This window comes from Geobacillus lituanicus (assembly GCF_050994965.1).
Lineage (GTDB): Bacteria > Bacillota > Bacilli > Bacillales > Anoxybacillaceae > Geobacillus > Geobacillus stearothermophilus.
Window position 1 is genome coordinate 1108195 of record NZ_CP194773.1, and the last position, 22458, is coordinate 1130652.

Below are 22458 nucleotides of genomic sequence, written 5' to 3' on the forward strand. Positions count from 1 at the left end.
GAGAGAGAACGATGGGGAAAACGGTCGTCATCAAATGCGGCGGCAGCGTGCTCGATGAGCTGTCTCCCGCCTTTTTTGCCAGCGTCAGAACGATGCGGGAACAAGGGATGGATGTCGTCATCGTCCACGGCGGCGGGCCGGAAATCGGGCAAATGTTGAAAAAACTGGCGGTGCCGAGCGAGTTTGTCAACGGCTTGCGGAAAACGACGAAAGAGGTGCTTGCCGTTGTGGAAATGGTGCTCTCCGGCAAAGTGAACAAACAGCTTGTGGCGATGCTCAGGCAGAACGGCTTGCCGGCGGTCGGCGTTTCCGGCGTGGACGGGGGGCTGCTTGAAGCAGAACCGATCGACTTGGCCAAACTCGGCTATGTCGGCCGTGTGAAAACCGTTCGTTCCCAGCTGTTGCGCACGCTGCTTGCGGCGGGCTACATCCCGGTCATTTCCCCGCTTGGCATCGACCAAAACGGGCAAACGTACAACATTAACGCCGACACGGCCGCCGGGGCGGTCGCAGCGGCCATCGGCGCCAGCCAGCTCGCGTTTGTGACGAACGTGCCCGGCATTTTGCGAGACGGCGCGCTCGTGGCCGAGGCGACGGCGGAAACGATTGAACGACTGATCGAAGACGGCGTCATCACTGGCGGGATGATTCCGAAAGTGAAAGCGGCGCTGTCCGCCCTATCCGATGCGCTGCCGGAAGTGATGATCGTCAGCGGCAAAACGACGTTTTATCAGAACGGAACATGGCACGGCACAACGATTCGCAAAGAAGTGGGGGTATATTTATGAGCGCGCTGTTTCCGACTTACAACCGTTGGAAGATCGCCGTCCAGTCGGCCGAAGGGACGGTGGTGACCGATGTAAACGGAAAACAATATCTCGACTTTGTCTCCGGCATTGCCGTCTGCAATCTCGGCCATCGCCATCCGCACGTCCAAAAGGCGATTGAAAAGCAGCTGAATCAATATTGGCACGTATCGAACTTGTTTACGATTCCCATTCAAGAAGAGGTCGCGTCCTTGCTTGTCGCCCACAGCGCCGGCGACTGCGTCTTTTTCTGCAATAGCGGAGCCGAGGCGAACGAAGCGGCGCTGAAGCTGGCGCGCAAACATACTGGGAGACACAAAGTCATTACGTTCCACCAGTCGTTTCACGGCCGGACGTTCGCGACCATGGCCGCGACCGGGCAGGAGAAAGTGCATAGCGGTTTTGGTCCGCTGCTTCCGGAATTCATTCACTTGCCGCTGAATGATGTCGACGCTCTCAAGCAGGCAATGAACGAAGAAGTGGCCGCGGTGATGCTTGAGGTCGTCCAAGGGGAAGGCGGCGTCCGCCCGGTGGATCCGGCGTTTTTGCAAATAGCGTCGGAGCTGTGTCAACAGCACGGGGCGCTTCTGATCATCGACGAAGTGCAAACCGGCATCGGCCGGACCGGGAAGCCGTTTGCGTACCAGCACTTTGATGTGGAGCCGGACATCATCACCGCAGCGAAAGGGCTTGGCAGCGGCATTCCGGTTGGGGCGATGATCGGCAAAGCGTTTTTGAAAGAATCGTTTGGACCTGGGGTGCACGGGTCGACGTTTGGCGGCAACCCGATCGCGATGGCCGCCGCCAAGGCGACGCTTGAAGTTGTGTTTGATCCGGCGTTTTTGCAAGATGTGCAGGAGAAAGGCCGCTATTTGCTTGAGCGCCTCCATGACGCGCTCGCCCCGCTTGACATCGTCAAGGACGTGCGCGGGCTCGGGTTGCTGGTCGGAATCGAGTGCCAAACGGACGTCGCGCCGCTGTTGCCATTGATTCATGAAAACGGCTTGCTCGTCCTTTCGGCGGGGCCGAACGTGATCCGCCTGCTGCCGCCGCTTGTCGTGACGAAAGCGGAAATCGATGAAGCGGTGGACATTTTGACAAACGTGTTGAACAACGCCAACGCCTCAGCCGTCTTGTAAACGGACGGCCGGCGGCTTAATTTTTATTCCTGTTCATGCATAAAAATTCCTGAACGGTTATAAAAACTCAAACGATGAGGTGGCGCCAATGAAAGCGTATTTGCATGTGGCGAGCGGAAAAACGTTCAGCGGGGAGCTCGCCGCTCCGCTTGAAGAAAAGGTGAGCGGGGAGATCGTTTTTTTCACCGGCATGACCGGGTATCAAGAAGTGTTGACCGACCCGTCGTATAAAAACCAAATCATCGTTTTTACGTACCCGCTCATCGGCAATTACGGCATCAACGAAAACGATTTTGAAAGCAAGCAGCCGCACGTCGAAGCGGTCGTCGTCTACGAAGCGAGCCGAGAAGGGTTTCATTACGGGGCGAAATACAGTCTGGCGGAATACTTGCAGCATTGGAACATTCCGCTTCTCACGCACGTGGACACGCGCGCCCTTGTGAAAGAAATCCGCACCGCTGGAACGATGATGGCGGAATTAAGTTTGTCGCCGATTTCAGCCGTTGGAGGCGTGGAAGCAGTATTTCCCGTGCGCGCGGTGTCAACGAAAACGATCGAAACATACGGCGAAGGCGGCCCGCATTTGGTGCTCGTCGATTTCGGCTATAAAAAATCGATTTTGCAGTCGCTTCTTGCGCGCGGCTGCCGGGTGACGGTTGTGCCGCATGATACGGCGCCGGAAGCGATTGACGCGCTGAAACCGGACGGGCTTGTCCTCTCGAACGGCCCGGGCGATCCGAAACAGTTACGCCATCAGCTTCCCGCTATCCGTCAGCTGATCGACCGGTATCCGACGCTTGCGATTTGCCTTGGCCATCAGCTCGTTGCCTTGGCGTACGGGGCGGATACGGAAAAACTCCGCTTCGGGCATCGCGGCGCCAATCAACCGGTGTGGGACGCGGTGAAACAAAACGTGATGATGACATCGCAAAATCATAGTTACGTCGTCAAAGAGGAAAGCTTGGCGGGCAAGCCGTTTGACATCCGCTTCATCAACGTCAACGACGGCTCGGTCGAAGGCATCGTCCATCGCCATAAACCGATTTTGTCGGTGCAATACCATCCGGAGGCGCATCCGGGGCCGCACGATACCGGCTATATTTTCGACGAATTTTTGCAAACCGTGTTCAAGGGAGAGAACGTGTATGCCTAAAGATTCTTCGCTTCAGTCGATTCTCCTGATCGGGTCGGGGCCGATTGTCATCGGCCAGGCCGCCGAGTTTGATTATTCCGGCACACAAGCGTGCATCGCCTTAAAGGAAGAAGGATATCGCGTCATTTTAGTGAACAACAATCCGGCGACGATCATGACCGATGAAGTTCATGCCGATGCCGTGTATTTTGAACCGCTCACCGTCGATGCGGTCGAAGCGATTATTGCCAAAGAACGCCCGGACGGGCTGCTCGCCACGTTCGGCGGCCAGACAGGGCTCAACTTGGCGTTTCAGCTGCATGAAGCCGGCGTGCTTGAAAAGTATGGGGTGAGACTGCTCGGAACACCGATTGAAGCGATCAAGCGCGGGGAAGACCGCGAAGCGTTCCGCGCGTTAATGCATGAGCTTGGCGAACCGGTGCCGGAGAGCGAAATTGTCACAAGCGTTGAGGAAGCGGTCGCGTTTGCCGAACAAATCGGTTTTCCGATCATTATTCGTCCCGCGTATACGCTCGGCGGGACGGGCGGCGGCATTGCCGAAAACATGGAGCAGTTTCTCGCGCTCGTGGAAAAAGGGCTGGCCGAAAGCCCGATCCGCCAATGTTTGATCGAACGGAGCGTCGCCGGGTTTAAAGAAATTGAATACGAAGTGATGCGCGACCAGTCGAATACGTGCATCACGGTTTGCAATATGGAAAACGTCGATCCAGTCGGCATCCACACGGGCGATTCGATCGTCGTCGCACCGTCGCAGACGTTGACCGATGAGGAGTACCAAATGCTCCGTTCGTCGGCGGTGAAGATCATTTCCGCATTAGGGATCATCGGCGGCTGCAACATTCAGTTCGCCCTTGACCCGAACAGCAAACAATATTACTTAATCGAAGTCAACCCGCGCGTCAGCCGCTCGTCAGCGCTCGCCTCGAAAGCGACCGGCTATCCAATCGCCCGCATTGCGGCGAAGCTCGCGGTCGGCTATACGCTTGCGGAACTCGTCAACCCGGTGACGAAAACGACGTACGCCAGCTTTGAACCGGCCTTGGACTATGTCGTCGTCAAGTTTCCGCGCTTGCCGTTTGACAAGTTTCCGCATGCGGATCGGAAACTCGGCACGCAAATGAAGGCGACCGGGGAAGTGATGGCGATCGACCGCAACATGGAGCGGGCGTTTCAAAAAGCGGTGCAGTCGCTCGAAGGCAAAAACAACGGACTGTTGTTGCCGGAGCTTTCGGTGAAAACGAATGATGAGCTGAAACAGCTGCTTGTCGACAAAGACGACCGCCGCTTTTTCGCGATTTTGGAACTGCTCCGCCGCGGGGTGGCGGTTGAAGCCATTCACGAATGGACGAAAATCGACCGCTTTTTCCTTTGCTCGTTCGAGCGGCTTGTCGCCCTTGAAAAACAGGCAGCGGCTGCAACGTTGGACACGATTGAGGAGCAAACGTTCCGTTTCTTGAAAGAAAAAGGATGTAGCGACGCCTTTTTAGCCGAAACGTGGGGCGTGCCGGAGCTTGACGTGCGCAACAAGCGGAAGGAACTTGGCATCGTGCCGTCATACAAAATGGTCGACACGTGCGCGGCCGAATTTCATTCAGAAACGGATTATTACTACTCGACTTATTTCGGCGAAGACGAGCGAAAACAACCGAGCGGCAAAGAGAAAGTGCTGATCATCGGAGCCGGTCCGATCCGCATCGGCCAAGGCATTGAGTTCGACTACAGCTCTGTTCATAGCGTGTTCGCCTTGCAAAAAGAAGGCTATGAAACGGTGATGATCAACAACAATCCGGAAACAGTGAGCACCGACTTTGCCGTCGCCGACCGTCTGTACTTTGAACCGCTGACGCTTGAGAGCGTCCTCGATGTTATCGAAGCGGAACAAATCAAGCATGTCATCGTTCAATTTGGCGGACAGACGGCGATCAATTTGGTCAAAGGGCTTGAAGAAGCCGGCGTGCCGCTGTTGGGCGTCACGTACGATATGATTGACCAGCTCGAGGACCGCGATCGTTTTTACCAGTTGCTTGAGGAGCTTGACATCCCGCACGTACCGGGCTTGATGGCGAACAACGCCGAGGAGCTCGCCGCCAAAGCGGCTGAGATCGGCTGCCCGGTGCTGCTTCGTCCGTCGTATGTCATCGGGGGCCGCGGCATGTTTATCGTCCATAGCGAGGCGCAGCTCGCTGCTTTGATCGAGCAAGGCGAGTTGACCTATCCGATTTTGATTGATGCGTATTTGGACGGGAAAGAGGCAGAAGCGGACATCGTGACGGATGGAACAGACATCGTGCTGCCGGTCATCATTGAACACGTCGAAAAAGCCGGCGTCCACTCCGGTGACAGCTATGCTTGGCTGCCGGCGCAGACGCTCACAGACGAAGAAAAAGCGAAAATCATCGACTATGCGGGCCGGATTGCGAAAAAACTCGGCTTTAAAGGAATTATGAACATTCAATATGTCATTGCGGACGGCAATGTATATGTCCTGGAAGTGAACCCGCGCGCGAGCCGGACGGTGCCGATCGTCAGCAAAACGACCGGCGTGCCGCTGGCGCAAATTGCGACAAAATTATTGCTTGGGAAATCGCTTGTCGACATCGTGGACGAAAAAGCGCGCGGCTTGGCGGTCATGCCGTACGCCGTGTTAAAGTATCCGGTCTTTTCGACCCATAAGCTGCCGGGGGTTGACCCGGTGGTTGGGCCAGAGATGAAATCGACCGGCGAAGGCATCAGCATCGCCGCAACGAAGGAGGAAGCGGCGTATAAAGCGTTTTATCCGTATTTGCAAAAGAAAGCGAACGCGAACGAGGTCTATGTCATTGGCAACATCGACGCCGAGCTGGAGGCAGAGATGACGGCGAAACAGCTGACCATCGTCGCTGATGTCCCGTTTGCCGATTGGGTGAAGCGCGACACGGCGCTCGCGGTGATCGACTTGGGCAAAGAGGAAGGCGAAGCGAACAAACGAATGACTGCGTTGTCCCGACAATTGCTCGTCTTCACGGAACGTGAGACATTGAAGCTCTTCTTGCAGGCGCTCGATGTCGATCATCTTGATGTGCAGCCGATCCATGGCTGGTTGGAAAAGAAAAAACAGGCAGAACAGGCGGTGATCGCATGAATGCAGTGATGTCATTAAAAGGGAGAGATTTTTTAACGCTTCTTGATTTCTCGACAGAAGAAATTTTGGACTTGCTGGCGTTAGCAACTGATTTAAAAGCGAAACAAAAAGCCGGTGTATCGTATACGCCGCTTTCCGGGAAAACAATGGCGATGATTTTTGAAAAGCCGTCAACGCGCACGCGCGTGTCGTTTGAAGTCGGCATGATTCAGCTTGGCGGCCAGGCGATGTATTTAAACGGAAACGATTTGCAGCTTGGCCGCGGCGAAACGATCGCCGATACGGCCCGCGTCTTGTCGCAATACGTCGATGTCATTATGATTCGCACATTTGCCCATCAAAAAGTCGAGGAGTTGGCCGAATATGCGTCCGTTCCGGTCATCAACGGCCTGACGGACGACGATCATCCGTGCCAGGCGTTGGCGGATTTGCTGACGATTTATGAAGTGAAGAAAACGTTCCAAGGCGTCAAGCTCGCCTATGTCGGCGACGGGAACAACGTCGCCAACGCCTTGCTTGTGGCCGCGGCGAAAGTCGGCATGGATGTCGCCATCGCCTGTCCGCCGGGCTATGAGCCAAAGAAAGAATATGTCGAGGCGGCGTGCCGAATCGGTGAACAGACAGGCGCCGCCGTCACGGTGACGCACGACCCGCTTGTGGCGGTGGCGGGGGCGGATGCGATTTATACGGATGTCTGGACGAGCATGGGCCAAGAAAGCGAAAGTGCTGAGCGGCTGCAAGTGTTTCAGCCGTATCAAGTCAACGAAGAGCTCGTCAAAGCGGCAAAACCGGATTATCTCTTTTTGCATTGTCTGCCGGCCCACCGCGGCGAAGAAGTGACGGCCGGCGTCATGGACGGCCCGAACTCGGTCGTATTTGAGCAGGCCGGCAACCGGCTTCATGCCCAAAAAGCGATTTTAGTGTCGATCCTATAGGAAAAAGGAATTCCCGTTTCGGGAGTTCCTTTTTTGTTCTTTGCAAGGAAAAGGATTTTCATGAGAAAAAACGTTTTTATTGTGAAGGCTTGACGCTCCGTGTGCGGCGGCCCCATCATTTCCCTTCTTATGAACAGCGGCAAAACCGGGAATGCTAACAAATGCAATCGAAGCAAGGGGGATGAAACAAATGGGCCAACCGCGCCATTTCAAACCAGGGGATAAAGCGCCGAACAACGGCGTGTACATTGAAATCGGCGAAACGGGCGACAATGTAAAACACCCGAAAAAGCTGAAACTGAAAGCCGGCGATACGTTCCCGGAAACGTCGAACCATAATCGGCATTGGACGTATTTGCGCAAACCGTGAAGTACAACAAAAGCCATTCCAAGTATGGAGTGGCTTTTGATTTGCCGTGTGCTTCGCGATCGGCTATAATGATTTATGGTCAAAGAAGGTCAAATGGAGGGAACGGCATGGACGCAAGCCGTTTGACGGAAAAACTGCAAGAGGCGCTGATGGCGGCGCAGTCGCTCGCCAAAGAACGACATCATCAACAGCTTGATGTCGAGCATCTCCTGATTGCGCTGCTCGAACAAGAAGGCGGCCTGGCGCCGCGGCTCGTGGAGCTTTCCGGCGCCGACAAGGAAAAGGCCGCTGACTGGCTTCGCAGCCAGCTTCGCCAAAAGCCTGAAGTGCATGGGGCGGACGGGCAGCTGTATGTTGCGCCCGCCTTAGCGCGGCTGCTTGAGGAGGCGGAAAACGAAGCGAAGCGAATGCAAGACGAGTACATATCGGTCGAACATGTGCTGCTCGCGTTGCCTCATGGCGCCGAGCCGGTCGCTCGGCAGCTGGCGTCGTTTGGACTGACGAAGGAAGCACTATTAGCGGCAGTGAGAAACGTAAGGGGGAATCAACGCGTGACGAGTCCACATCCGGAAGCAACCTATGAAGCGTTGGCAAAATACGGGCGCGACCTTGTCGCGGAAGCGAAAGCGGGAAAAATCGACCCGGTCATCGGCCGCGACAGTGAAATTCGCCGCATCATCCGCATTTTGTCGCGGAAGACGAAAAACAACCCGGTGTTGATCGGCGAGCCGGGCGTCGGGAAGACCGCTATTGTCGAAGGGCTCGCTCAACGCATCGTGCGCAAAGACGTCCCGGAAGGGCTGAAAGACAAAACGATTTTCGCTCTTGATATGAGCGCGCTCGTCGCCGGAGCAAAGTTTCGCGGTGAATTTGAAGAACGGCTGAAAGCGGTGTTAAACGAAATCAAAAAAAGCGACGGCCGCATCATATTGTTCATTGACGAGCTGCATACGATCGTCGGCGCCGGCAGAGCGGAAGGGGCGATTGACGCCGGCAATATGCTCAAGCCGATGCTTGCCCGCGGCGAGTTGCGCTGCATCGGGGCGACGACGCTTGATGAGTACCGGCAATACATCGAAAAAGACCCGGCGCTCGAGCGCCGCTTCCAACAAGTGCTTGTCCAAGAGCCGAGTGTCGAGGACACGATTTCGATTTTGCGCGGATTGAAAGAACGGTATGAAGTGCACCATGGAGTGAAAATCCACGATCGCGCGCTCGTCGCGGCCGCCGTTTTGTCCGACCGTTACATCTCTGACCGCTTTTTGCCTGACAAAGCGATCGATTTGGTCGATGAAGCGTGCGCGACGATCCGGACGGAAATGGAATCGATGCCGTCGGAGCTGGACGAAGTGATGCGCCGCGTCATGCAGCTGGAAATTGAAGAGGCGGCCTTAAGCAAAGAAACGGATGAAGCGAGCCGCGAGCGGCTTGCGGCATTGCAAAAAGAACTTGCCGATTTGCGTGAAAAGGCGAACGCCATGAAAGCGCAATGGCAAAAAGAAAAAGAGGCGCTTGACCGCGTCCGCCGTTTGCGCGAGGCGCTCGAGCGGGCAAAACGCGAACTGGAAGAGGCGGAAAACGAGTATGATTTAAACAAGGCGGCGGAGCTTCGCCATGGCCGCATTCCGCAGTTGGAAAAGCAACTCAAACAGCTCGAGCAAGAAATCAGTGAGCAAAGTGAAGGGAAATTGCTGCGCGAGGAAGTGACGGAAGAAGAGATTGCCGAAATCGTGTCACGCTGGACGGGCATTCCGCTCACCCGCCTTGTCGAAGGGGAGCGGGAAAAGCTGCTGCGGCTTCATGAATGGCTCCATAAGCGAGTCATCGGCCAAGACGAAGCGGTGGAGCTCGTCGCCGACGCCATCTTGCGGGCGCGGGCCGGGATGAAAGACCCGAACCGTCCGATCGGCTCGTTTTTGTTCCTTGGACCGACCGGCGTCGGCAAAACGGAGCTGGCCAAAGCGCTGGCCGAGGCGCTGTTTGACAGCGAGGAGCAGCTCATTCGCCTCGATATGTCCGAATACATGGAAAAACATGCTGTCTCCCGTTTGATCGGGGCGCCGCCCGGCTATGTCGGCTATGAGGAAGGCGGCCAGCTGACCGAGGCAGTGCGGCGCAAGCCGTATTCCGTTCTATTGTTCGATGAAATCGAAAAAGCTCATCCGGACGTGTTCAACATCCTGCTGCAGCTGCTGGATGACGGACGGCTCACCGATTCGCACGGGCGGACGGTCGACTTTAAAAACACGGTCGTCATTATGACATCGAACATCGGATCGCCGCTGTTGTTGGAAAACAAACAGGGCGACATCGATGAACAGACGCGCAGCCAAGTGTTTGACCAATTGCGCGCCCATTTCCGCCCAGAATTTTTAAACCGGATCGACGATATCGTCTTATTTAAGCCATTGTCGATGAATGAGGTGAAAGGCATCATCGAAAAGTTCGCCCGCGAGCTGTCGGCCCGTTTGGCCGATCGGCATATCGAACTCGTGCTGACCGAAGCGGCGAAGCAATACATCGCCGAAGCGGGCTTCGATCCGGTCTACGGCGCCCGCCCCTTAAAGCGGTTTATGCAAAAGCAGATCGAAACGCCGCTTGCGAAAGAGCTGATCGCTGGGCGGGTGAGAGAGTACGGCACCGTCATGGTCGATGTTGACAACGGGCAGATCGCCATTCGTCCGTCGGCGTAAACGAGCTGAAGGGGGCGCCGACGACGCGGAGAGACGTGCTTCTTGTCTGCCGGGGTTGGTCGCATTGTTTGAGCATGGGCGGAAAACACAAGCCCAGATCAATATGGATGGAATGCTCCTCCACTTACACCTATATAGATGCAACGAAAAAGTTTAACATATCCTTGATGGAAAAGTCGCTTGTCCATTTTTCGACTGTCGAAGGCAAGCCACAGGCTTGCCTCCGTCACGCCAAGGCGTGACGGAAGACCGAACAACCACCCGCTTCACAGACCCATACATGGGTCTGAAAGCGGCGTTGTTCGGTCGCCCGACAGTCGATCAAATGCTCGGTAAAAGCTACAAATGTTAAAGCTTCAAATTGCATCTATTATATAGGTGTTGAAGTGGGAGGATTCTCGGTTAAAGATGACAAAAAACAACGCCTTGGGACTTTCACCCCAAGGCGTTGTCTTATGAAGCGAATGATCAATGATGGTGATCCCCGGCCGGCTCGTCCGGAATCAAGGCTGCAATCACGAAGACTAAGATCGTCACGATCACGCCAAGCAAGGCGCCGGTTGCGAAATCATAGCCGATCCCTTGCATCGAGCCCATGACGTACGTTGCCATTTGCACGAGCAAAAACGTCCAAAAAAACGTCCAAAACAAGCGCATCTTTGTTCCTCCCATCTTCTCGTCATTCCTTTTCTTATCTTATCACAATTTGTCGCGTAGGCATATACCCGGACGTTTTTTTTGGCCGCGCATATCGTATACTGTACCATTATGCATTGCCAAACAAGGGTGAATGGAAACGATGGCAGGACAACGGCGGTTTTTTCAACTCGATGAGCAATGGTGCATCGTTCACGTGCCGGAGCGCCCAAATGGGTTTGCCCTTTTTTTAATGGGCGACGGCGACCATTTTGTGAACGAACAGACGAGTTTTTGGCTCGAGCATCCGGGGCGGCGCCAATGGCTGGAAGATTGGTTGGAACGTGGGTATACGGTCTTTTCGTCCCATTTGTACGGCCGGCATTGGGGAAGTCCGAAAGCGGTCCGGCTGGCGCGCCAGCTCATTTACTCGGTGTTGAAAAGCGAAATTGTGAACCAGCGCATCTATATCGTTGCCGAAGGAATGGGCGCGCTCGTTGCCTTGCAACTGCTTGGCGCCATGCCAAGTCAAATCCGCGCCGTCGCCATGATCAACCCTTGCCTTGACGTACGCGCCCAGCTTGACTATGAACAGGAACATCCATTCGTGTACCGGCGGATGGTGAGGGAAATCGCGACTGCCTATGGCTTGAAAGAAGAGGAGGTGCTCGAGGCTGTTCCGTCCCTCTTTCTCAGTCCTCATGACGTTCCGGTGACGATTTGGCAGCTGGCCGGAGTGGGCCCGTATCCATCCGCCTTGCATAGCCGTAAATATGAACAATGGATGAAAACGACAAACAACCGGGTGCGCGTCGTTTACGAGCTGCCGGAGAAACGGCGCCAACTGGCTCGGCAAATCGGGCAATTTTTCTGCCAATACAATGAACTCCCGTAAACGACAAGGGCAGACGCATCGACCGGTGCGTCTGCTATTTTTTCAATAAGTCGACGAGCGAGGTGATCTTTTTCACGAGCGGTTTTAATTGTTGCAATGAGTCGGCTAGCGTATTGACGTTTTCAAACAGCTTCATGAAATCGATGTTCGGCAGTAAAGGCGGTTCTGCCACGCTCCCTTGATCTTCGCGCTCGCCGGTTGCGCGAGAAGGAAAAGATCCGAACATTAGGCGGGAAAAACGGTCTTGCCGTTCGCGATGTTGTTCTTGTGCTTCGCCGTTGGCCATGGGCGATCCTCCCTTTCATGCGATGGTCGCTCGTATTTGTATTGTATGGCAGAAAGGAAAAAGCGGTTTGGACAAATGCCTTAGGGGAACGGAAAGCGCTGGTTCAACTTTCGTTTTCTATTGCGCATCCACGCTCTTTCGGCTAAAATTAGTACCAAGTAATAATAATTGGTGATGTAGACTGATTGTACATTCAAGTTTGGTTGTCAGCGTGAGCGTTTTTTTGCCATTTTGGGAAAGAAAGAGGAGATGAATGATATGGGAGCAGGAATTATCGGGGTCGGCCGCTATGTGCCGGAAAAAGTGTTGACCAACTTTGATTTGGAAAAAATGATGGATACATCGGATGAATGGATCCGGACGCGCACCGGGATCGAGGAGCGCCGCATCGCTCCGGATGACATCGATACGTCCAATATGGCGTATTTTGCCGCAGAAAGGGCGCTTCAAGACGCTGGCATGGAGGCGAAGGATATTGATCTCATTTTAGTTGCCACCGTCACCCCGGACCGTCCGTTTCCGTCGGTCGCTTGCATGCTGCAAGAGCGGCTTGGCGCCGTCAACGCCGCTGCGCTTGATATTAGCGCTGCCTGCGCGGGGTTTATGTACGGGATGGTCACGGCCGCCCAATTTATTGACACAGGCGCCTACAAGTATATATTAGTAGTGGGGGCAGACAAACTATCGAAAATCACCGATTGGACCGACCGCAACACGGCGGTGCTGTTCGGCGACGGCGCCGGAGCGGTCGTCATGGGTCCGGTGTCGCCCGGGCGCGGGATTTTATCTTTCGAGTTGGGAGCTGACGGAACAGGAGGAAAACATTTATACAAAGACGAATATATCGTCATGAACGGCCGTGAAGTATTCAAGTTCGCCGTCCGGCAAATGGGAGAATCAAGCGTGCGTGTGCTTGAAAAAGCCGGGCTCACGAAAGACGATGTCGACTTTCTCATTCCGCATCAAGCGAACATTCGCATCGTCGAAGCGGCCAGACAGCGGCTCGAGCTGCCAGAAGAGAAAATATCGACAACCATCCGTCGATATGGCAACACGTCGGCCGCATCTATTCCGATTTCGCTTGTAGAAGAGTTGGAAGCGGGCAAAATCCATGACGATGATCTCATCATTATGGTCGGGTTCGGCGGCGGGCTGACGTGGGGCGCGATCGCTTTGCGCTGGGGCCGTTGATGTTCTGTATCCCAACATCATTATCCAGAATAAAGGAGAGGCAGAGGAATATGGAAAAAAGACGAGTCGTCGTGACCGGAATAGGCGCCGTCACCCCGCTGGGGAATGACGCAGAAACGACGTGGAAAAACATTGTCGCCGGCCAGTCCGGCATCGACATTGTCACCCGCGTCAATCCAGACGATTTTCCAGCGAAAGTGGCGGCAGAAGTGAAAGATTTTGATCCGTCGTTGTTTATGGACCGCCGCGAAGCGCGGAAGATGGACCGGTTTACGCAATACGCCGTGGCGGCGGCGCTCATGGCGGTGAAAGATGCGAATTTGGAAATCGGTGAGCATAACGCCGAGCGGGTCGGTGTTTGGATCGGCTCTGGCATCGGCGGTATGGAGACGTTTGAGCAGCAGTTTGAAATTTTCCAGCAGCGCGGCTATCGCCGGGTGAGCCCGTTTTTCGTGCCGATGATGATTCCGGATATGGCTGCGGGGCAAGTCTCAATCATCCTTGGGGCGAAAGGAATGAATTCATGCACGGTCACCGCTTGCGCGACGGGCGCAAACTCGATCGGCGACGCGTTTCGGGTCATTCAGCGCGGCGATGCGGATGTGATGATCGCGGGGGGAACGGAGGCGCCGATTACGAAAATGTCGTTTGCCGGCTTTTGCGCGAATACGGCCCTTTCGACCAATCCGGATCCGAAAACGGCAAGCCGCCCGTTTGATAAAAACCGTGATGGCTTTGTCATGGGGGAAGGGGCAGGCATTATCGTGCTTGAAGAGCTGGAGCATGCGTTGCGCCGCGGGGCGAAAATTTACGCGGAAATTGTCGGCTACGGCGCGACGGCTGACGCATATCATATCACTGCACCGGCGCCGGGCGGTGAAGGCGGCGTGCGGGCGATGCGACTGGCGCTGCAGGATGCCGGCTTGCAGCCGGAGGACATCGACTACATTAACGCCCACGGCACAAGCACGGAGTACAATGACAAATATGAGACGATCGCCATTAAAGAAGTGTTTGGCGACCATGCCTATAAGCTTGCGATCAGTTCTACAAAATCGATGACCGGTCACCTGCTTGGCGCAACCGGCGCGGTGGAAGCCATTTTCTCTGTGTTGGCGATCCGCGATGGCGTCATTCCACCGACCATCAACTATGAAACGCCGGATCCGGAATGCGACTTGGACTATGTGCCGAACGAAGCCCGCCGGCAGACTGTGCGCGCAGTGTTAAGCAATTCGTTTGGATTTGGCGGCCATAACGCGACATTGATTTTCAAAGCGTATGCGCAATAGATAGCAATGAAGGCCATTAGCCTCGGCCGGACGAACCCGGCCCCGTTGGAAGACGGGCGCCGGGCTTCACTCCGGACGGGGCTTTTTTCGTTCACCGTCCCGGTTGCCTTGACATAAGGTAGCAAAAAGGGAGGGAAGACGATGGGACTGGCTCCAACTGATCGTTGGCTTGAACAAGATGAAGGCGATCCGCTCCGTGTTTGCGCCCGGCTGGCGCCGTTTTTTGCCGATGCACCAGCGCGCGCCATTCATCGTTATTTATGCTTATATGGCATGTATCGAAGCGCCCGGCAGGCCGTTCGCCTTTTGCCGGAGATGAAGGCAAAAGGCCTTTGGGAGCGGCTTGCCCGCTTATATGACGAACAGCGGGTGAGATGGAAAGGGCCTGACGTTCCGGTGTTTTTGCTGCCGGCCGATGATGAAAACCGGAAACTTTTGCGCGAGTTTCGCGGAAAAGGAGGAGTGGCGTTTGCCGATAAGCTCGTTTTCTTTTTGCTGCCCGATCATCGCGACGAGGAGGTCGCGGCATTGGTGGCGCATGAGTACAACCATGTTTGCCGGCTGAAGCAGCTGCCGTATGGCGGCAAAGAGGCGACGCTGTTAGATGCGGTGATTATGGAAGGGCTGGCAGAACATGCGGTCGCTGAAACAGTCGGACCGGAACAATGCGCCGACTGGACGTCGTATTATACTGACAGGGAGATCGAGCGGTTTTGGCGCCGCTACATCGCCCCCAATCAAGATGCCGCTGTTTCGCACCCACTCAGCTCCCGCATTTTATACGGCCTTGGGTGGTATCCGAACATGGGCGGCTATGCAGTCGGTTATGCCATCGTCCGCCGCTGTTTGGAGCGGGGGTATTCATTGGCTCAATTGATGGCGATGGAGGCGAAACAAATGGTTGCTTTAGCCGGTCTGGACAGCCGCGGGTAAGGCGGGATGGACCAGGGGCGATGATAGGCATCTTGTCCACCGAACAGGCATATACGTAAAGAAAGGACGTGGACAAGAAGGAAGGGAAGCCCGATGGTCCGCCTGTTTTTTTATTTGGTCGGCTTTGGTTTTTCGGTCGTCGGCGGCATGATGATGATCGTCTATTTAAACATCATCACCCCGGAGCGCGGGTTTGGTGAATACGCTGCTTATATCGCGACAAGGGCGGAATGTTATTTATTGCCGCTCGGCTTGTTGCTTATGTGGGCGAGCTTGTCGTTTCCAAGCCGTGGCTCATAGTGGGGAAAAGAGGGCGAAATGGAATAAAATTCTGCCCCTCTGCCTATACTGATGGACAAACACGTCTGGAAGTGAGGGGTATCACATGCTTTACCTGCACGACATTTGGGTGAACTGGTTTGAAGGTGAAGAGAACGGGTACAACGTCTGCCATTTTCACGAATGGCGCAAAGACGACCAAATTGAGTTGCTTGACCAAGTGCCGCTGTTAAAAGTGTCCCCGGCTCTATTCCAATATATTGAAAACAGTTTATCCGACCTTCCGAAGCCGCTTTTGGACGATGTGTACCAAAAAGCCTATGTCCGCAAAAACCATGAACGGATTCAGCTCGATTATTGTTTCGTTGTGACCGACGGAGCTGGCATTTTGGCCGTCGATACGATCGGCTATCATATTCCGATCCGCAAAAGCCGCCTCATTCCGCGGCAAGAGCAGCTTGTGTACGAGATGGCCGCCGAGACGGAAGAGCGGGCCTACCCGCTGCCGAAGTACGAAAAAGAGTACCACATTTTGTCGCCGGCGCCGGAGTTGATGTGCGGATTGACACGGAAAGAGCGGCAGTTGAAACAGCTGTTGTTTATGGCGCTTGACCAGCTGCATTCAACGAAAAACAGCGCCGAGGTGCGCTACTGGTATACAGAATGGGCCCCGGAAAAGTACGCAGATATTCAAAAAATGTCGTTTGAGGAAGCGTGGGAACGGCTGTACGAAGAAACGAAACACGGCTGGTCTGCACGGCACGAGCAGCTATGTGAAAACTTAATTAAAGGCCAGCCGTTTTTCGAAAAGCTTTGGGAAATGGAGCAAGAGCCGAAAGTGAATTAAAAAACGGGCCAGGGCGCTATGTGCCCGCCCGTTTTTTGTATGGCGCCTTCTTACCGCCGCCCGAGGCCCATCGCTTTCTCCATTTTTCGCACCATTTCTGAGGCGACGCGGTTCGCTTTTTCCGCTCCTTCATCCAATACGCGGTCAAGCTCCTCGCTTTCCATCCAATGGTGATACCGTTCTTGAATCGGCCGGAGCGTTTCGATGACCAATTGGGCCAGGTCGGCTTTGAAGACGCCGTATCCTTTTCCTTCGTATTGCTGTTCGAGCTCCTCGATCGATTGGCCGGATAACGTCGAATAAATATTGAGCAAATTTGAAATGCCCGGTTTTCCTTCTTTGTCGTAGCGGATCGTTCCTTCCGAGTCGGTGACGGCGCTTTTGATCTTCTTCTCGATCGTTTTTGCATCGTCAAGCAGTGTGATGTATGCTTTTGGGTTCGGATCGGATTTGCTCATTTTTTTCGTCGGGTCGACAAGCGACATGATGCGGGCGCCGACTTTCGGAATGCGCGCCTCAGGGATCGTAAACAGCTCGCCGTACCGTTTGTTGAACCGTTCCGCCAGATCGCGCGTCAGCTCGATATGCTGCTTTTGGTCTTCGCCGACCGGGACGATGTCGGTGTTATAAAGCAAAATGTCAGCGGCCATCAGCGGCGGGTACGTGAGCAGCCCGGCGCTGACCGCCTCTTTGCCGGCTGACTTGTCTTTAAACTGCGTCATCCGCTCGAGCTCGCCGATATACACAATGCACTGCAGCATCCACGCCGCTTGGGCATGCGCCGGCACTTCCGATTGGATGAACAGCGTCGCTTTTGTCGGATCGATGCCGACGGCCAAATACAAAGCGGCAAGGCGGCGGATGTTTTTCCGCAGTTCGTGAGGGTCTTGCGGAACGGTAATGGCGTGTTGGTCAACGATGCAAAAATAACAGTTGTATTCATGCTGCAATTCGACAAACTGCCGCAGCGCCCCGATGTAGTTGCCAAGGGTGATGACGCCGCTTGGCTGAATGCCGGAAAAAATGGTTTTCATCGATCTTCACTCCCTCAAGCCAAAAATAAAAAAGGCCCTGCCATCCCTCTAATAGGGACGGTAGGACCGCGGTGCCACCCTACTTATTGCGCGGAAAAGCGCAATCGCTCAGCCCATGCTTTGCGCATGGCCCCCTGTAACGCGGGGAACGTCCTCGCCTACTGCGTCGCCGGTTCGGCGGGAAGCTCGAAAGCCCATTCCATATGGCTAGCCGCTTGTTCGCACCTTCCACAAGCTCTCTGAAGGCATCGCCATATGTACTTTTCTTTCTCATCGCTCGGTCTATTCTAAACTTGCCTTATATTATACGGAAACCATTCAGCTGTTGCAACCTTATTGCACGGCATATCCGGCGGCGATCATCGCGAGAAACAAAAGGAGTCCGGCAAAAAGGAGCGGGTACGTGATGGCAAACCGCGCCGGACCGGGGGGCTCGTCCGCCTCGCTTTCCTCGGCCATTTCTTCCATATAGCGCTCCGCTTTCGTTGCGCTTTTGCGCAGCCGGCGGAATCCGTAGGCAAATCCGCTGAAAAACCCGCGCTCGTAAACGAACAAAAGCCCGCCAGCCGAAAGCGGCACAAGAGAGAGCAAAAAGGCGGTGTTAATAAAGGCAACCGCCGTCCATGCCCCTTGCCAGAAAACGATAAGCGCACTGGCCGCCAGCATAGCGGCCACCATCCACCCTGTTCGAACGGCGATCCGTTTCATTTTGTCTCTCCCGCCTTTCCAATTCGTTGTTTTTATTTTAACATATGTAAGAGGAAGGATTGTCAATGTTATTAACAACGTTATATCAGAAAATTTGTATTCATCTTGGAAACAGAGGAACAATTTGCTTTACAATAGGGATGAGGGGCGAAAAACCTATGTTGTAAGCGTTTTCTAATATATTGACAGAAATTTTTTATTTACAACAGCGTCAAAAGTCGGTAAAATGCAGATGTAAATACAAGCCGATCTTCCTGTCTGTTTTAAGTAATTAGAAATTTTTTATTTAACAAAATAAAAAAATTCTTTTCAGGTATACTAATACAGGATATAATAAAACATGTAAGTACAATCTTCTGAAAACTAATGGTTCAGAAGATTTGTAATACACTACATAAACCTAAGGGGGGTTTTTTAGTGAAGAAGCGATTTTCTTTCTTCCTCGTCCTGCTTCTCGCGCTGTCAACGTTCCTCGCGGCTTGCGGCGGGGGCAAGGACAACGACAACGCCCAAGGCGGCCAGGGCGGCGAAAAGCCGGCGGAGAAAAAGGAGCAGGTGCTGAACTTGCTTGATTCCTCAGAAATTCCGTCGCTTGATTCGGCGCTCGCCACCGACCAAGTATCGTTTATCGTGTTGAACAACGTCATGGAAGGTCTGTATCGTTTAGGCAAAGACAACAAGCCGGTTCCTGGGGTGGCGGAAAGCCATGAGGTGAGCGAAGACGGCAAAACGTATACGTTCAAGCTTCGCAAAGACGCCAAATGGTCGAACGGCGACCCGGTGACGGCGCACGACTTCGTGTTTGCTTGGAAACGGGTGCTTGACCCGAAAACGAAAGCGGAGTATGCGTACATTATGTACGACATCAAAAACGCGGAAGAAGTCAACACCGGCAAACTGCCAGTTGACCAGCTGGGCGTCAAAGCGCTTGACGACTACACGCTCCAAGTCGAGCTGAAAAACCCGATTCCGTATTTCATCAGCCTGACGGTATTCGGCACGTTCATGCCGCAAAACGAGAAATTCGTGAAAGCGCAAGGCGACAAATACGGTCTCGAAGCTAATACGACGCTTTACAACGGCCCGTTCGTCTTAAGCGAATGGAAGCATGAACAAGGCTGGACATATGAGAAAAACCCGAATTACTGGGACAAAGATACAGTTAAGCTTGAAAAAATCAACGTCAAAGTTGTGAAAGACACGGCGACAGCGGTCAACTTGTATGAAACGAAACAGGCCGACCGCGTCGGTTTGACGGCCGAATTTGTTGATAAGTATAAAAATGATAAAAACTTCAAAACGGAATTGGATCCAGCCCTCTACTGGCTGCGCATGAACACGAAAAAAGAACCGCTGAACAACGTCAATGCCCGCAAAGCGATTGCAATGGCAATCGACACGCAAGCGATGGTCGATACGCTCTTGAACAACGGTTCGATTCCGGCGAAGTTCACCGTTCCGAAAGACTTCGTCACTGGTCCGGATGGCAAAGACTTCCGCGATGTGAATGGCGATTTGGTCAATTACAATCCGGATGAAGCGAAAAAACTGTGGGAGCAAGCGAAAAAAGAGCTGGGCAAAGACAAATTTACGCTTGAACTGCTGAACTATGACAGCGACAGCGCGAAGAAAATCGGCGAGTATGTGAAAGCGCAGCTTGAACAAAACTTGCCGGGCTTGACGGTCAACATTAAACAACAACCGTTCGCACAAAAGCTCGAGCTTGAAAGCAAAATGCAATACGACCTGTCGTTCTCCGGCTGGGGTCCGGACTATCAAGACCCGATGACGTTCCTTGACTTGTGGACGACAACTAACCCGCACAACCAAACGGGTTGGTCGAACGCTGAATACGACAAATTGATTAAAGACGCGAAAACAACGTTGCTTGGCGATTTGCAAGCCCGTTGGGATGCGATGCTGAAAGCAGAAAAGATCGTCTTTGAAGAAATGCCGATTGCCCCGCTCTATCAGCGCGGTGTCGCCTACTTGCAACGCGAGTATGTCAAAGATATCGTTTCGCACCCGTTTGGCGGCGATTACAGCTACAAATGGGCATATATTGAGTAATCTGTTTTCTACAGCATGCCGAGGAGAGTATATGCGAGGGCATATACTCTCCTTTTGCCTGCCAAGGCGAAAAATGTCGAAAAACAACGAAGATTATAGAAAAGCAGAGGAGGTGCGGTCATGGCGCGGTATACGCTTCAGCGGTTCGTTTATATGATCATCACGTTGTTTATCATTGCGACGTTGACGTTCTTTTTAATGAAGCTGTTGCCTGGTTCGCCGCTTCAGAACCAAGAGAAATTAACGCCGGAACAGAAGGCGCTTATTTTAAAAGAGTACGGATTGGATAAGCCCGTGCCGGTTCAATACATTCAATATTTAGGGAATTTGCTGAAAGGAGACTTGGGGGTATCGTTCCAATATGACAACCGCCCCGTGACAGAGCTCATCAGCGATCGAATCGGCCCGTCGGCCCAGCTCGGGTTTCAGGCGATTGTGTTTGGGACGATCGTCGGGTTGATTCTCGGAATTGTCGCGGCGATTCGACATAATCATTGGGAAGATTACACTGCTACGGTCATTGCGGTGTTGGGCGCCTCGATTCCGTCGTTTGTGTTAGGGGGGTTTTTGCAATATTTTATCGCTGTGAAACTGCAATGGCTTCCGGTCGCTTTTTGGGAAGGCTTCAAATATACGATTCTCCCGACATTGGCGCTGTCTGTCGGGGTCATCGCTAGCATCGCCCGTTTTATGCGCACAGAAATGCTGGAAGTGTTAAGCTCTGACTACATTTTGACGGCTCGGGCGAAAGGGATCAGCCAGGCGGGGGTTATCATCAAGCACGCCATCCGCAACTCGCTTATCCCCGTCATTACCATTTTAGGACCGATGACCGTCAATTTAATGACGGGAACGCTTGTCATTGAGAAACTGTTTGCTGTCCCTGGTCTTGGGGAGCAGTTTGTCCGTTCGATTGAACTGAACGATTACCCGGTTATTATGGGAACGACGTTGTTTTATTCCGCCTTGTTGATTTTGGCAGTATTCATCGTTGATGTGTTGTACGGGGTTGTCGACCCACGCATCCGGTTAGCGGGAGGGAAAAAATGATGGCGAAACAACAATACGAACAACTGTCACCGGAATGGTTTCAGCCCGCCCCGCCGAACGTTGGTGAGCAGGAAAAAATCAATCGTCCAAGCTTGACGTTTTGGCAGGATGCTTGGCTTCGCCTTCGGGAAAACAAGGCAGCGATCGTCGGGCTCGTGATGATTATCATCTTGGCGCTCATGGCGATCATCGCCCCGATGGCGAGCGACCGGACGTATAAAGATCAAAACTTGCGGCATGCGAAACTTCCGCCGAAAATCCCGGTGCTTGAACATATTCATTGGCTTCCGTTTGACGGCCGGGATGCGAACGGCGTTGATGTGTATAAACAGCGCGGCGTGAAAGAGTACTATTGGTTTGGCACGGATGACTTAGGACGCGACTTGTGGGTGAGGACGTGGTATGGCACGCGTATCTCCCTTTACATTGGTTTGCTGGCGGCGTTGATCGACTTATTGATCGGCATTGCGTACGGCGGCATTTCCGGCTACTATGGCGGCCGCGTCGACAATGTGATGCAGCGGATCATCGAAATTTTAAACGGCATCCCGTATTTAATTATGGTCATTTTGTTCATTTTGATTTTTGAGCCTGGAATCATTTCCATCACGTTGGCGATGGTCATTACCGGTTGGACGACGATGGCGCGGATCGTGCGCGGACAAGTGTTGAAATTAAAGAACATGGAATACGTGCTGGCGGCAAGGACGCTCGGAGCGCCGACATCACGGCTCATTTTCAAACATTTGATCCCGAACGTCATCGGCCCGATCATTATTACGACGATGTTCACGATTCCATCGGCCATCTTCACTGAGGCGTTTTTGAGCTTTATCGGCCTTGGCATCCGTCCGCCGGAAGCGTCGCTTGGCTCGCTTGTCAATGACGGGTATAAATCGATTCAAACGTATCCGCATTTGATGATTATTCCAGCGGTTGTGATCAGCTTGCTCATTTTAAGCTTCAACTTGGTGGCAGACGGAATCCGCGATGCGCTTGACCCGAAAATGCGCAAATAAC

Annotated in this window: 20 protein-coding genes and 1 other annotated feature; of the genes, 16 read left to right on the forward strand and 4 right to left on the reverse strand. The window is 53.6% G+C overall.

From position 1 onward, the window contains the following. The first annotated feature begins 11 nt into the window (after nucleotides 1-11). The 7 genes from argB to clpB all read left to right on the forward strand — a co-directional run bounded on the left by argB (nucleotide 12) and on the right by clpB (nucleotide 10217). Nucleotides 12-788: an acetylglutamate kinase gene (gene argB / locus ACR1UW_RS05580; protein ID WP_429893663.1), complete on the forward strand. Its 777-nt coding sequence runs from the start codon at nucleotides 12-14 to the stop codon at nucleotides 786-788. Beyond that, the gene (gene argD, locus ACR1UW_RS05585; protein ID WP_498934825.1) at nucleotides 785-1945 is read left to right on the forward strand and encodes an acetylornithine transaminase; all 1161 of its coding nucleotides are present in this window, start codon (nucleotides 785-787) and stop codon (nucleotides 1943-1945) included. Before argB ends, argD begins: the two co-directional genes overlap by 4 nt. Before the next feature lie 88 nt (nucleotides 1946-2033). Continuing rightward, a complete protein-coding gene (locus ACR1UW_RS05590) occupies nucleotides 2034-3098 on the forward strand; it encodes a carbamoyl phosphate synthase small subunit (protein WP_498934828.1) in 1065 nt (354 codons plus the stop codon). Then, on the forward strand, nucleotides 3091-6219 hold the full coding sequence (carB, locus tag ACR1UW_RS05595; protein ID WP_498934830.1) for a carbamoyl phosphate synthase large subunit: 3129 nt from the start codon (nucleotides 3091-3093) through the stop codon (nucleotides 6217-6219). Before ACR1UW_RS05590 ends, carB begins: the two co-directional genes overlap by 8 nt. Then, nucleotides 6216-7154: an ornithine carbamoyltransferase gene (gene argF / locus ACR1UW_RS05600; protein ID WP_498934832.1), complete on the forward strand. Its 939-nt coding sequence runs from the start codon at nucleotides 6216-6218 to the stop codon at nucleotides 7152-7154. The genes carB and argF overlap by 4 nt, the downstream gene beginning before the upstream one ends. Nucleotides 7155-7344: 190 nt before the next feature. Continuing rightward, nucleotides 7345-7524, forward strand: coding sequence for a YjzC family protein (locus tag ACR1UW_RS05605; protein ID WP_011230299.1), 180 nt, complete (start codon nucleotides 7345-7347; stop codon nucleotides 7522-7524). A 107-nt stretch (nucleotides 7525-7631) separates the two neighbouring features. Next, nucleotides 7632-10217 (forward strand): ATP-dependent chaperone ClpB, encoded by a 2586-nt coding sequence (clpB, locus tag ACR1UW_RS05610; protein ID WP_498934835.1) that lies wholly within the window; start codon nucleotides 7632-7634, stop codon nucleotides 10215-10217. 468 nt (nucleotides 10218-10685) lie between these two features. Here clpB and ACR1UW_RS05615 read toward each other — a convergent pair whose 3' ends face one another. Then, complete coding sequence (locus tag ACR1UW_RS05615) at nucleotides 10686-10874, reverse strand: YjzD family protein (protein WP_025039308.1); 189 nt, start codon at nucleotides 10872-10874, stop codon at nucleotides 10686-10688. Between the two features lie 133 nt (nucleotides 10875-11007). Between ACR1UW_RS05615 and ACR1UW_RS05620 the strand changes: the two genes are divergently transcribed. Continuing rightward, nucleotides 11008-11748, forward strand: a complete 741-nt coding sequence (locus ACR1UW_RS05620; protein WP_498934837.1) for an alpha/beta fold hydrolase — start codon at nucleotides 11008-11010, stop codon at nucleotides 11746-11748. Nucleotides 11749-11782: 34 nt separating this feature from the next. On the opposite strand, the gene ACR1UW_RS05625 is transcribed toward ACR1UW_RS05620, so the two are convergent. Continuing rightward, nucleotides 11783-12034, reverse strand: coding sequence for a hypothetical protein (locus ACR1UW_RS05625; protein WP_021321875.1), 252 nt, complete (start codon nucleotides 12032-12034; stop codon nucleotides 11783-11785). 258 nt (nucleotides 12035-12292) lie between these two features. On the opposite strand from ACR1UW_RS05625, the gene ACR1UW_RS05630 reads away from it, so the two are divergent. From ACR1UW_RS05630 to ACR1UW_RS05650, 5 genes are all read left to right on the forward strand, one after another. Continuing rightward, the gene (locus ACR1UW_RS05630; RefSeq protein WP_021321876.1) at nucleotides 12293-13225 is read left to right on the forward strand and encodes a beta-ketoacyl-ACP synthase III; all 933 of its coding nucleotides are present in this window, start codon (nucleotides 12293-12295) and stop codon (nucleotides 13223-13225) included. A gap of 50 nt (nucleotides 13226-13275) precedes the next feature. Next, nucleotides 13276-14517, forward strand: a complete 1242-nt coding sequence (gene fabF / locus ACR1UW_RS05635) for a beta-ketoacyl-ACP synthase II (protein ID WP_033009311.1) — start codon at nucleotides 13276-13278, stop codon at nucleotides 14515-14517. Nucleotides 14518-14658: 141 nt separating this feature from the next. Then, nucleotides 14659-15450: a DUF2268 domain-containing putative Zn-dependent protease gene (locus ACR1UW_RS05640; protein WP_050368361.1), complete on the forward strand. Its 792-nt coding sequence runs from the start codon at nucleotides 14659-14661 to the stop codon at nucleotides 15448-15450. Between the two features lie 93 nt (nucleotides 15451-15543). Beyond that, on the forward strand, nucleotides 15544-15750 hold the full coding sequence (locus ACR1UW_RS05645; RefSeq protein WP_289667338.1) for a YuzI family membrane protein: 207 nt from the start codon (nucleotides 15544-15546) through the stop codon (nucleotides 15748-15750). 85 nt (nucleotides 15751-15835) lie between these two features. Then, nucleotides 15836-16576 carry a YjbA family protein gene (locus tag ACR1UW_RS05650; RefSeq protein WP_033009307.1) on the forward strand — a complete coding sequence of 247 codons (741 nt, stop codon included), beginning with the start codon at nucleotides 15836-15838 and terminating at the stop codon, nucleotides 16574-16576. Nucleotides 16577-16626: 50 nt separating this feature from the next. Here ACR1UW_RS05650 and trpS read toward each other — a convergent pair whose 3' ends face one another. Both trpS and ACR1UW_RS05660 read right to left on the reverse strand, forming a co-directional pair. Continuing rightward, nucleotides 16627-17610 carry a tryptophan--tRNA ligase gene (trpS, locus tag ACR1UW_RS05655; RefSeq protein WP_289667339.1) on the reverse strand — a complete coding sequence of 328 codons (984 nt, stop codon included), beginning with the start codon at nucleotides 17608-17610 and terminating at the stop codon, nucleotides 16627-16629. Nucleotides 17611-17660: 50 nt separating this feature from the next. Beyond that, nucleotides 17661-17893, reverse strand: a binding site (T-box leader). 50 nt (nucleotides 17894-17943) lie between these two features. Then, the gene (locus tag ACR1UW_RS05660; RefSeq protein ID WP_498934842.1) at nucleotides 17944-18318 is read right to left on the reverse strand and encodes a DUF3899 domain-containing protein; all 375 of its coding nucleotides are present in this window, start codon (nucleotides 18316-18318) and stop codon (nucleotides 17944-17946) included. A 417-nt stretch (nucleotides 18319-18735) separates the two neighbouring features. On the opposite strand from ACR1UW_RS05660, the gene ACR1UW_RS05665 reads away from it, so the two are divergent. From ACR1UW_RS05665 to opp3C, 3 genes are all read left to right on the forward strand, one after another. Continuing rightward, on the forward strand, nucleotides 18736-20388 hold the full coding sequence (locus ACR1UW_RS05665; protein WP_168368226.1) for a peptide ABC transporter substrate-binding protein: 1653 nt from the start codon (nucleotides 18736-18738) through the stop codon (nucleotides 20386-20388). Between the two features lie 120 nt (nucleotides 20389-20508). After that, nucleotides 20509-21438, forward strand: a complete 930-nt coding sequence (gene opp3b, locus ACR1UW_RS05670) for an oligopeptide ABC transporter permease (protein ID WP_011230313.1) — start codon at nucleotides 20509-20511, stop codon at nucleotides 21436-21438. After that, nucleotides 21435-22457 (forward strand): oligopeptide ABC transporter permease, encoded by a 1023-nt coding sequence (gene opp3C / locus ACR1UW_RS05675; protein ID WP_044743398.1) that lies wholly within the window; start codon nucleotides 21435-21437, stop codon nucleotides 22455-22457. The genes opp3b and opp3C overlap by 4 nt, the downstream gene beginning before the upstream one ends. Nucleotide 22458 lies beyond the last annotated feature (1 nt).

What these genes read in the sequence shown, in the direction of transcription:
- argB (WP_429893663.1), top strand. Translation starts at nt 12, where the DNA reads ATGGGGAAAACGGTCGTCATCAAATGCGGCGGCAGCGTGCTCGATGAG.
- argD (WP_498934825.1), top strand. Translation starts at nt 785, where the DNA reads ATGAGCGCGCTGTTTCCGACTTACAACCGTTGGAAGATCGCCGTCCAG.
- ACR1UW_RS05590 (WP_498934828.1), top strand. Translation starts at nt 2,034, where the DNA reads ATGAAAGCGTATTTGCATGTGGCGAGCGGAAAAACGTTCAGCGGGGAG.
- carB (WP_498934830.1), top strand. Translation starts at nt 3,091, where the DNA reads ATGCCTAAAGATTCTTCGCTTCAGTCGATTCTCCTGATCGGGTCGGGG.
- argF (WP_498934832.1), top strand. Translation starts at nt 6,216, where the DNA reads ATGAATGCAGTGATGTCATTAAAAGGGAGAGATTTTTTAACGCTTCTT.
- ACR1UW_RS05605 (WP_011230299.1), top strand. Translation starts at nt 7,345, where the DNA reads ATGGGCCAACCGCGCCATTTCAAACCAGGGGATAAAGCGCCGAACAAC.
- clpB (WP_498934835.1), top strand. Translation starts at nt 7,632, where the DNA reads ATGGACGCAAGCCGTTTGACGGAAAAACTGCAAGAGGCGCTGATGGCG.
- ACR1UW_RS05615 (WP_025039308.1), bottom strand. Translation starts at nt 10,874, where the DNA reads ATGCGCTTGTTTTGGACGTTTTTTTGGACGTTTTTGCTCGTGCAAATG.
- ACR1UW_RS05620 (WP_498934837.1), top strand. Translation starts at nt 11,008, where the DNA reads ATGGAAACGATGGCAGGACAACGGCGGTTTTTTCAACTCGATGAGCAA.
- ACR1UW_RS05625 (WP_021321875.1), bottom strand. Translation starts at nt 12,034, where the DNA reads ATGGCCAACGGCGAAGCACAAGAACAACATCGCGAACGGCAAGACCGT.
- ACR1UW_RS05630 (WP_021321876.1), top strand. Translation starts at nt 12,293, where the DNA reads ATGGGAGCAGGAATTATCGGGGTCGGCCGCTATGTGCCGGAAAAAGTG.
- fabF (WP_033009311.1), top strand. Translation starts at nt 13,276, where the DNA reads ATGGAAAAAAGACGAGTCGTCGTGACCGGAATAGGCGCCGTCACCCCG.
- ACR1UW_RS05640 (WP_050368361.1), top strand. Translation starts at nt 14,659, where the DNA reads ATGGGACTGGCTCCAACTGATCGTTGGCTTGAACAAGATGAAGGCGAT.
- ACR1UW_RS05645 (WP_289667338.1), top strand. Translation starts at nt 15,544, where the DNA reads ATGGTCCGCCTGTTTTTTTATTTGGTCGGCTTTGGTTTTTCGGTCGTC.
- ACR1UW_RS05650 (WP_033009307.1), top strand. Translation starts at nt 15,836, where the DNA reads ATGCTTTACCTGCACGACATTTGGGTGAACTGGTTTGAAGGTGAAGAG.
- trpS (WP_289667339.1), bottom strand. Translation starts at nt 17,610, where the DNA reads ATGAAAACCATTTTTTCCGGCATTCAGCCAAGCGGCGTCATCACCCTT.
- ACR1UW_RS05660 (WP_498934842.1), bottom strand. Translation starts at nt 18,318, where the DNA reads ATGAAACGGATCGCCGTTCGAACAGGGTGGATGGTGGCCGCTATGCTG.
- opp3b (WP_011230313.1), top strand. Translation starts at nt 20,509, where the DNA reads ATGGCGCGGTATACGCTTCAGCGGTTCGTTTATATGATCATCACGTTG.
- opp3C (WP_044743398.1), top strand. Translation starts at nt 21,435, where the DNA reads ATGATGGCGAAACAACAATACGAACAACTGTCACCGGAATGGTTTCAG.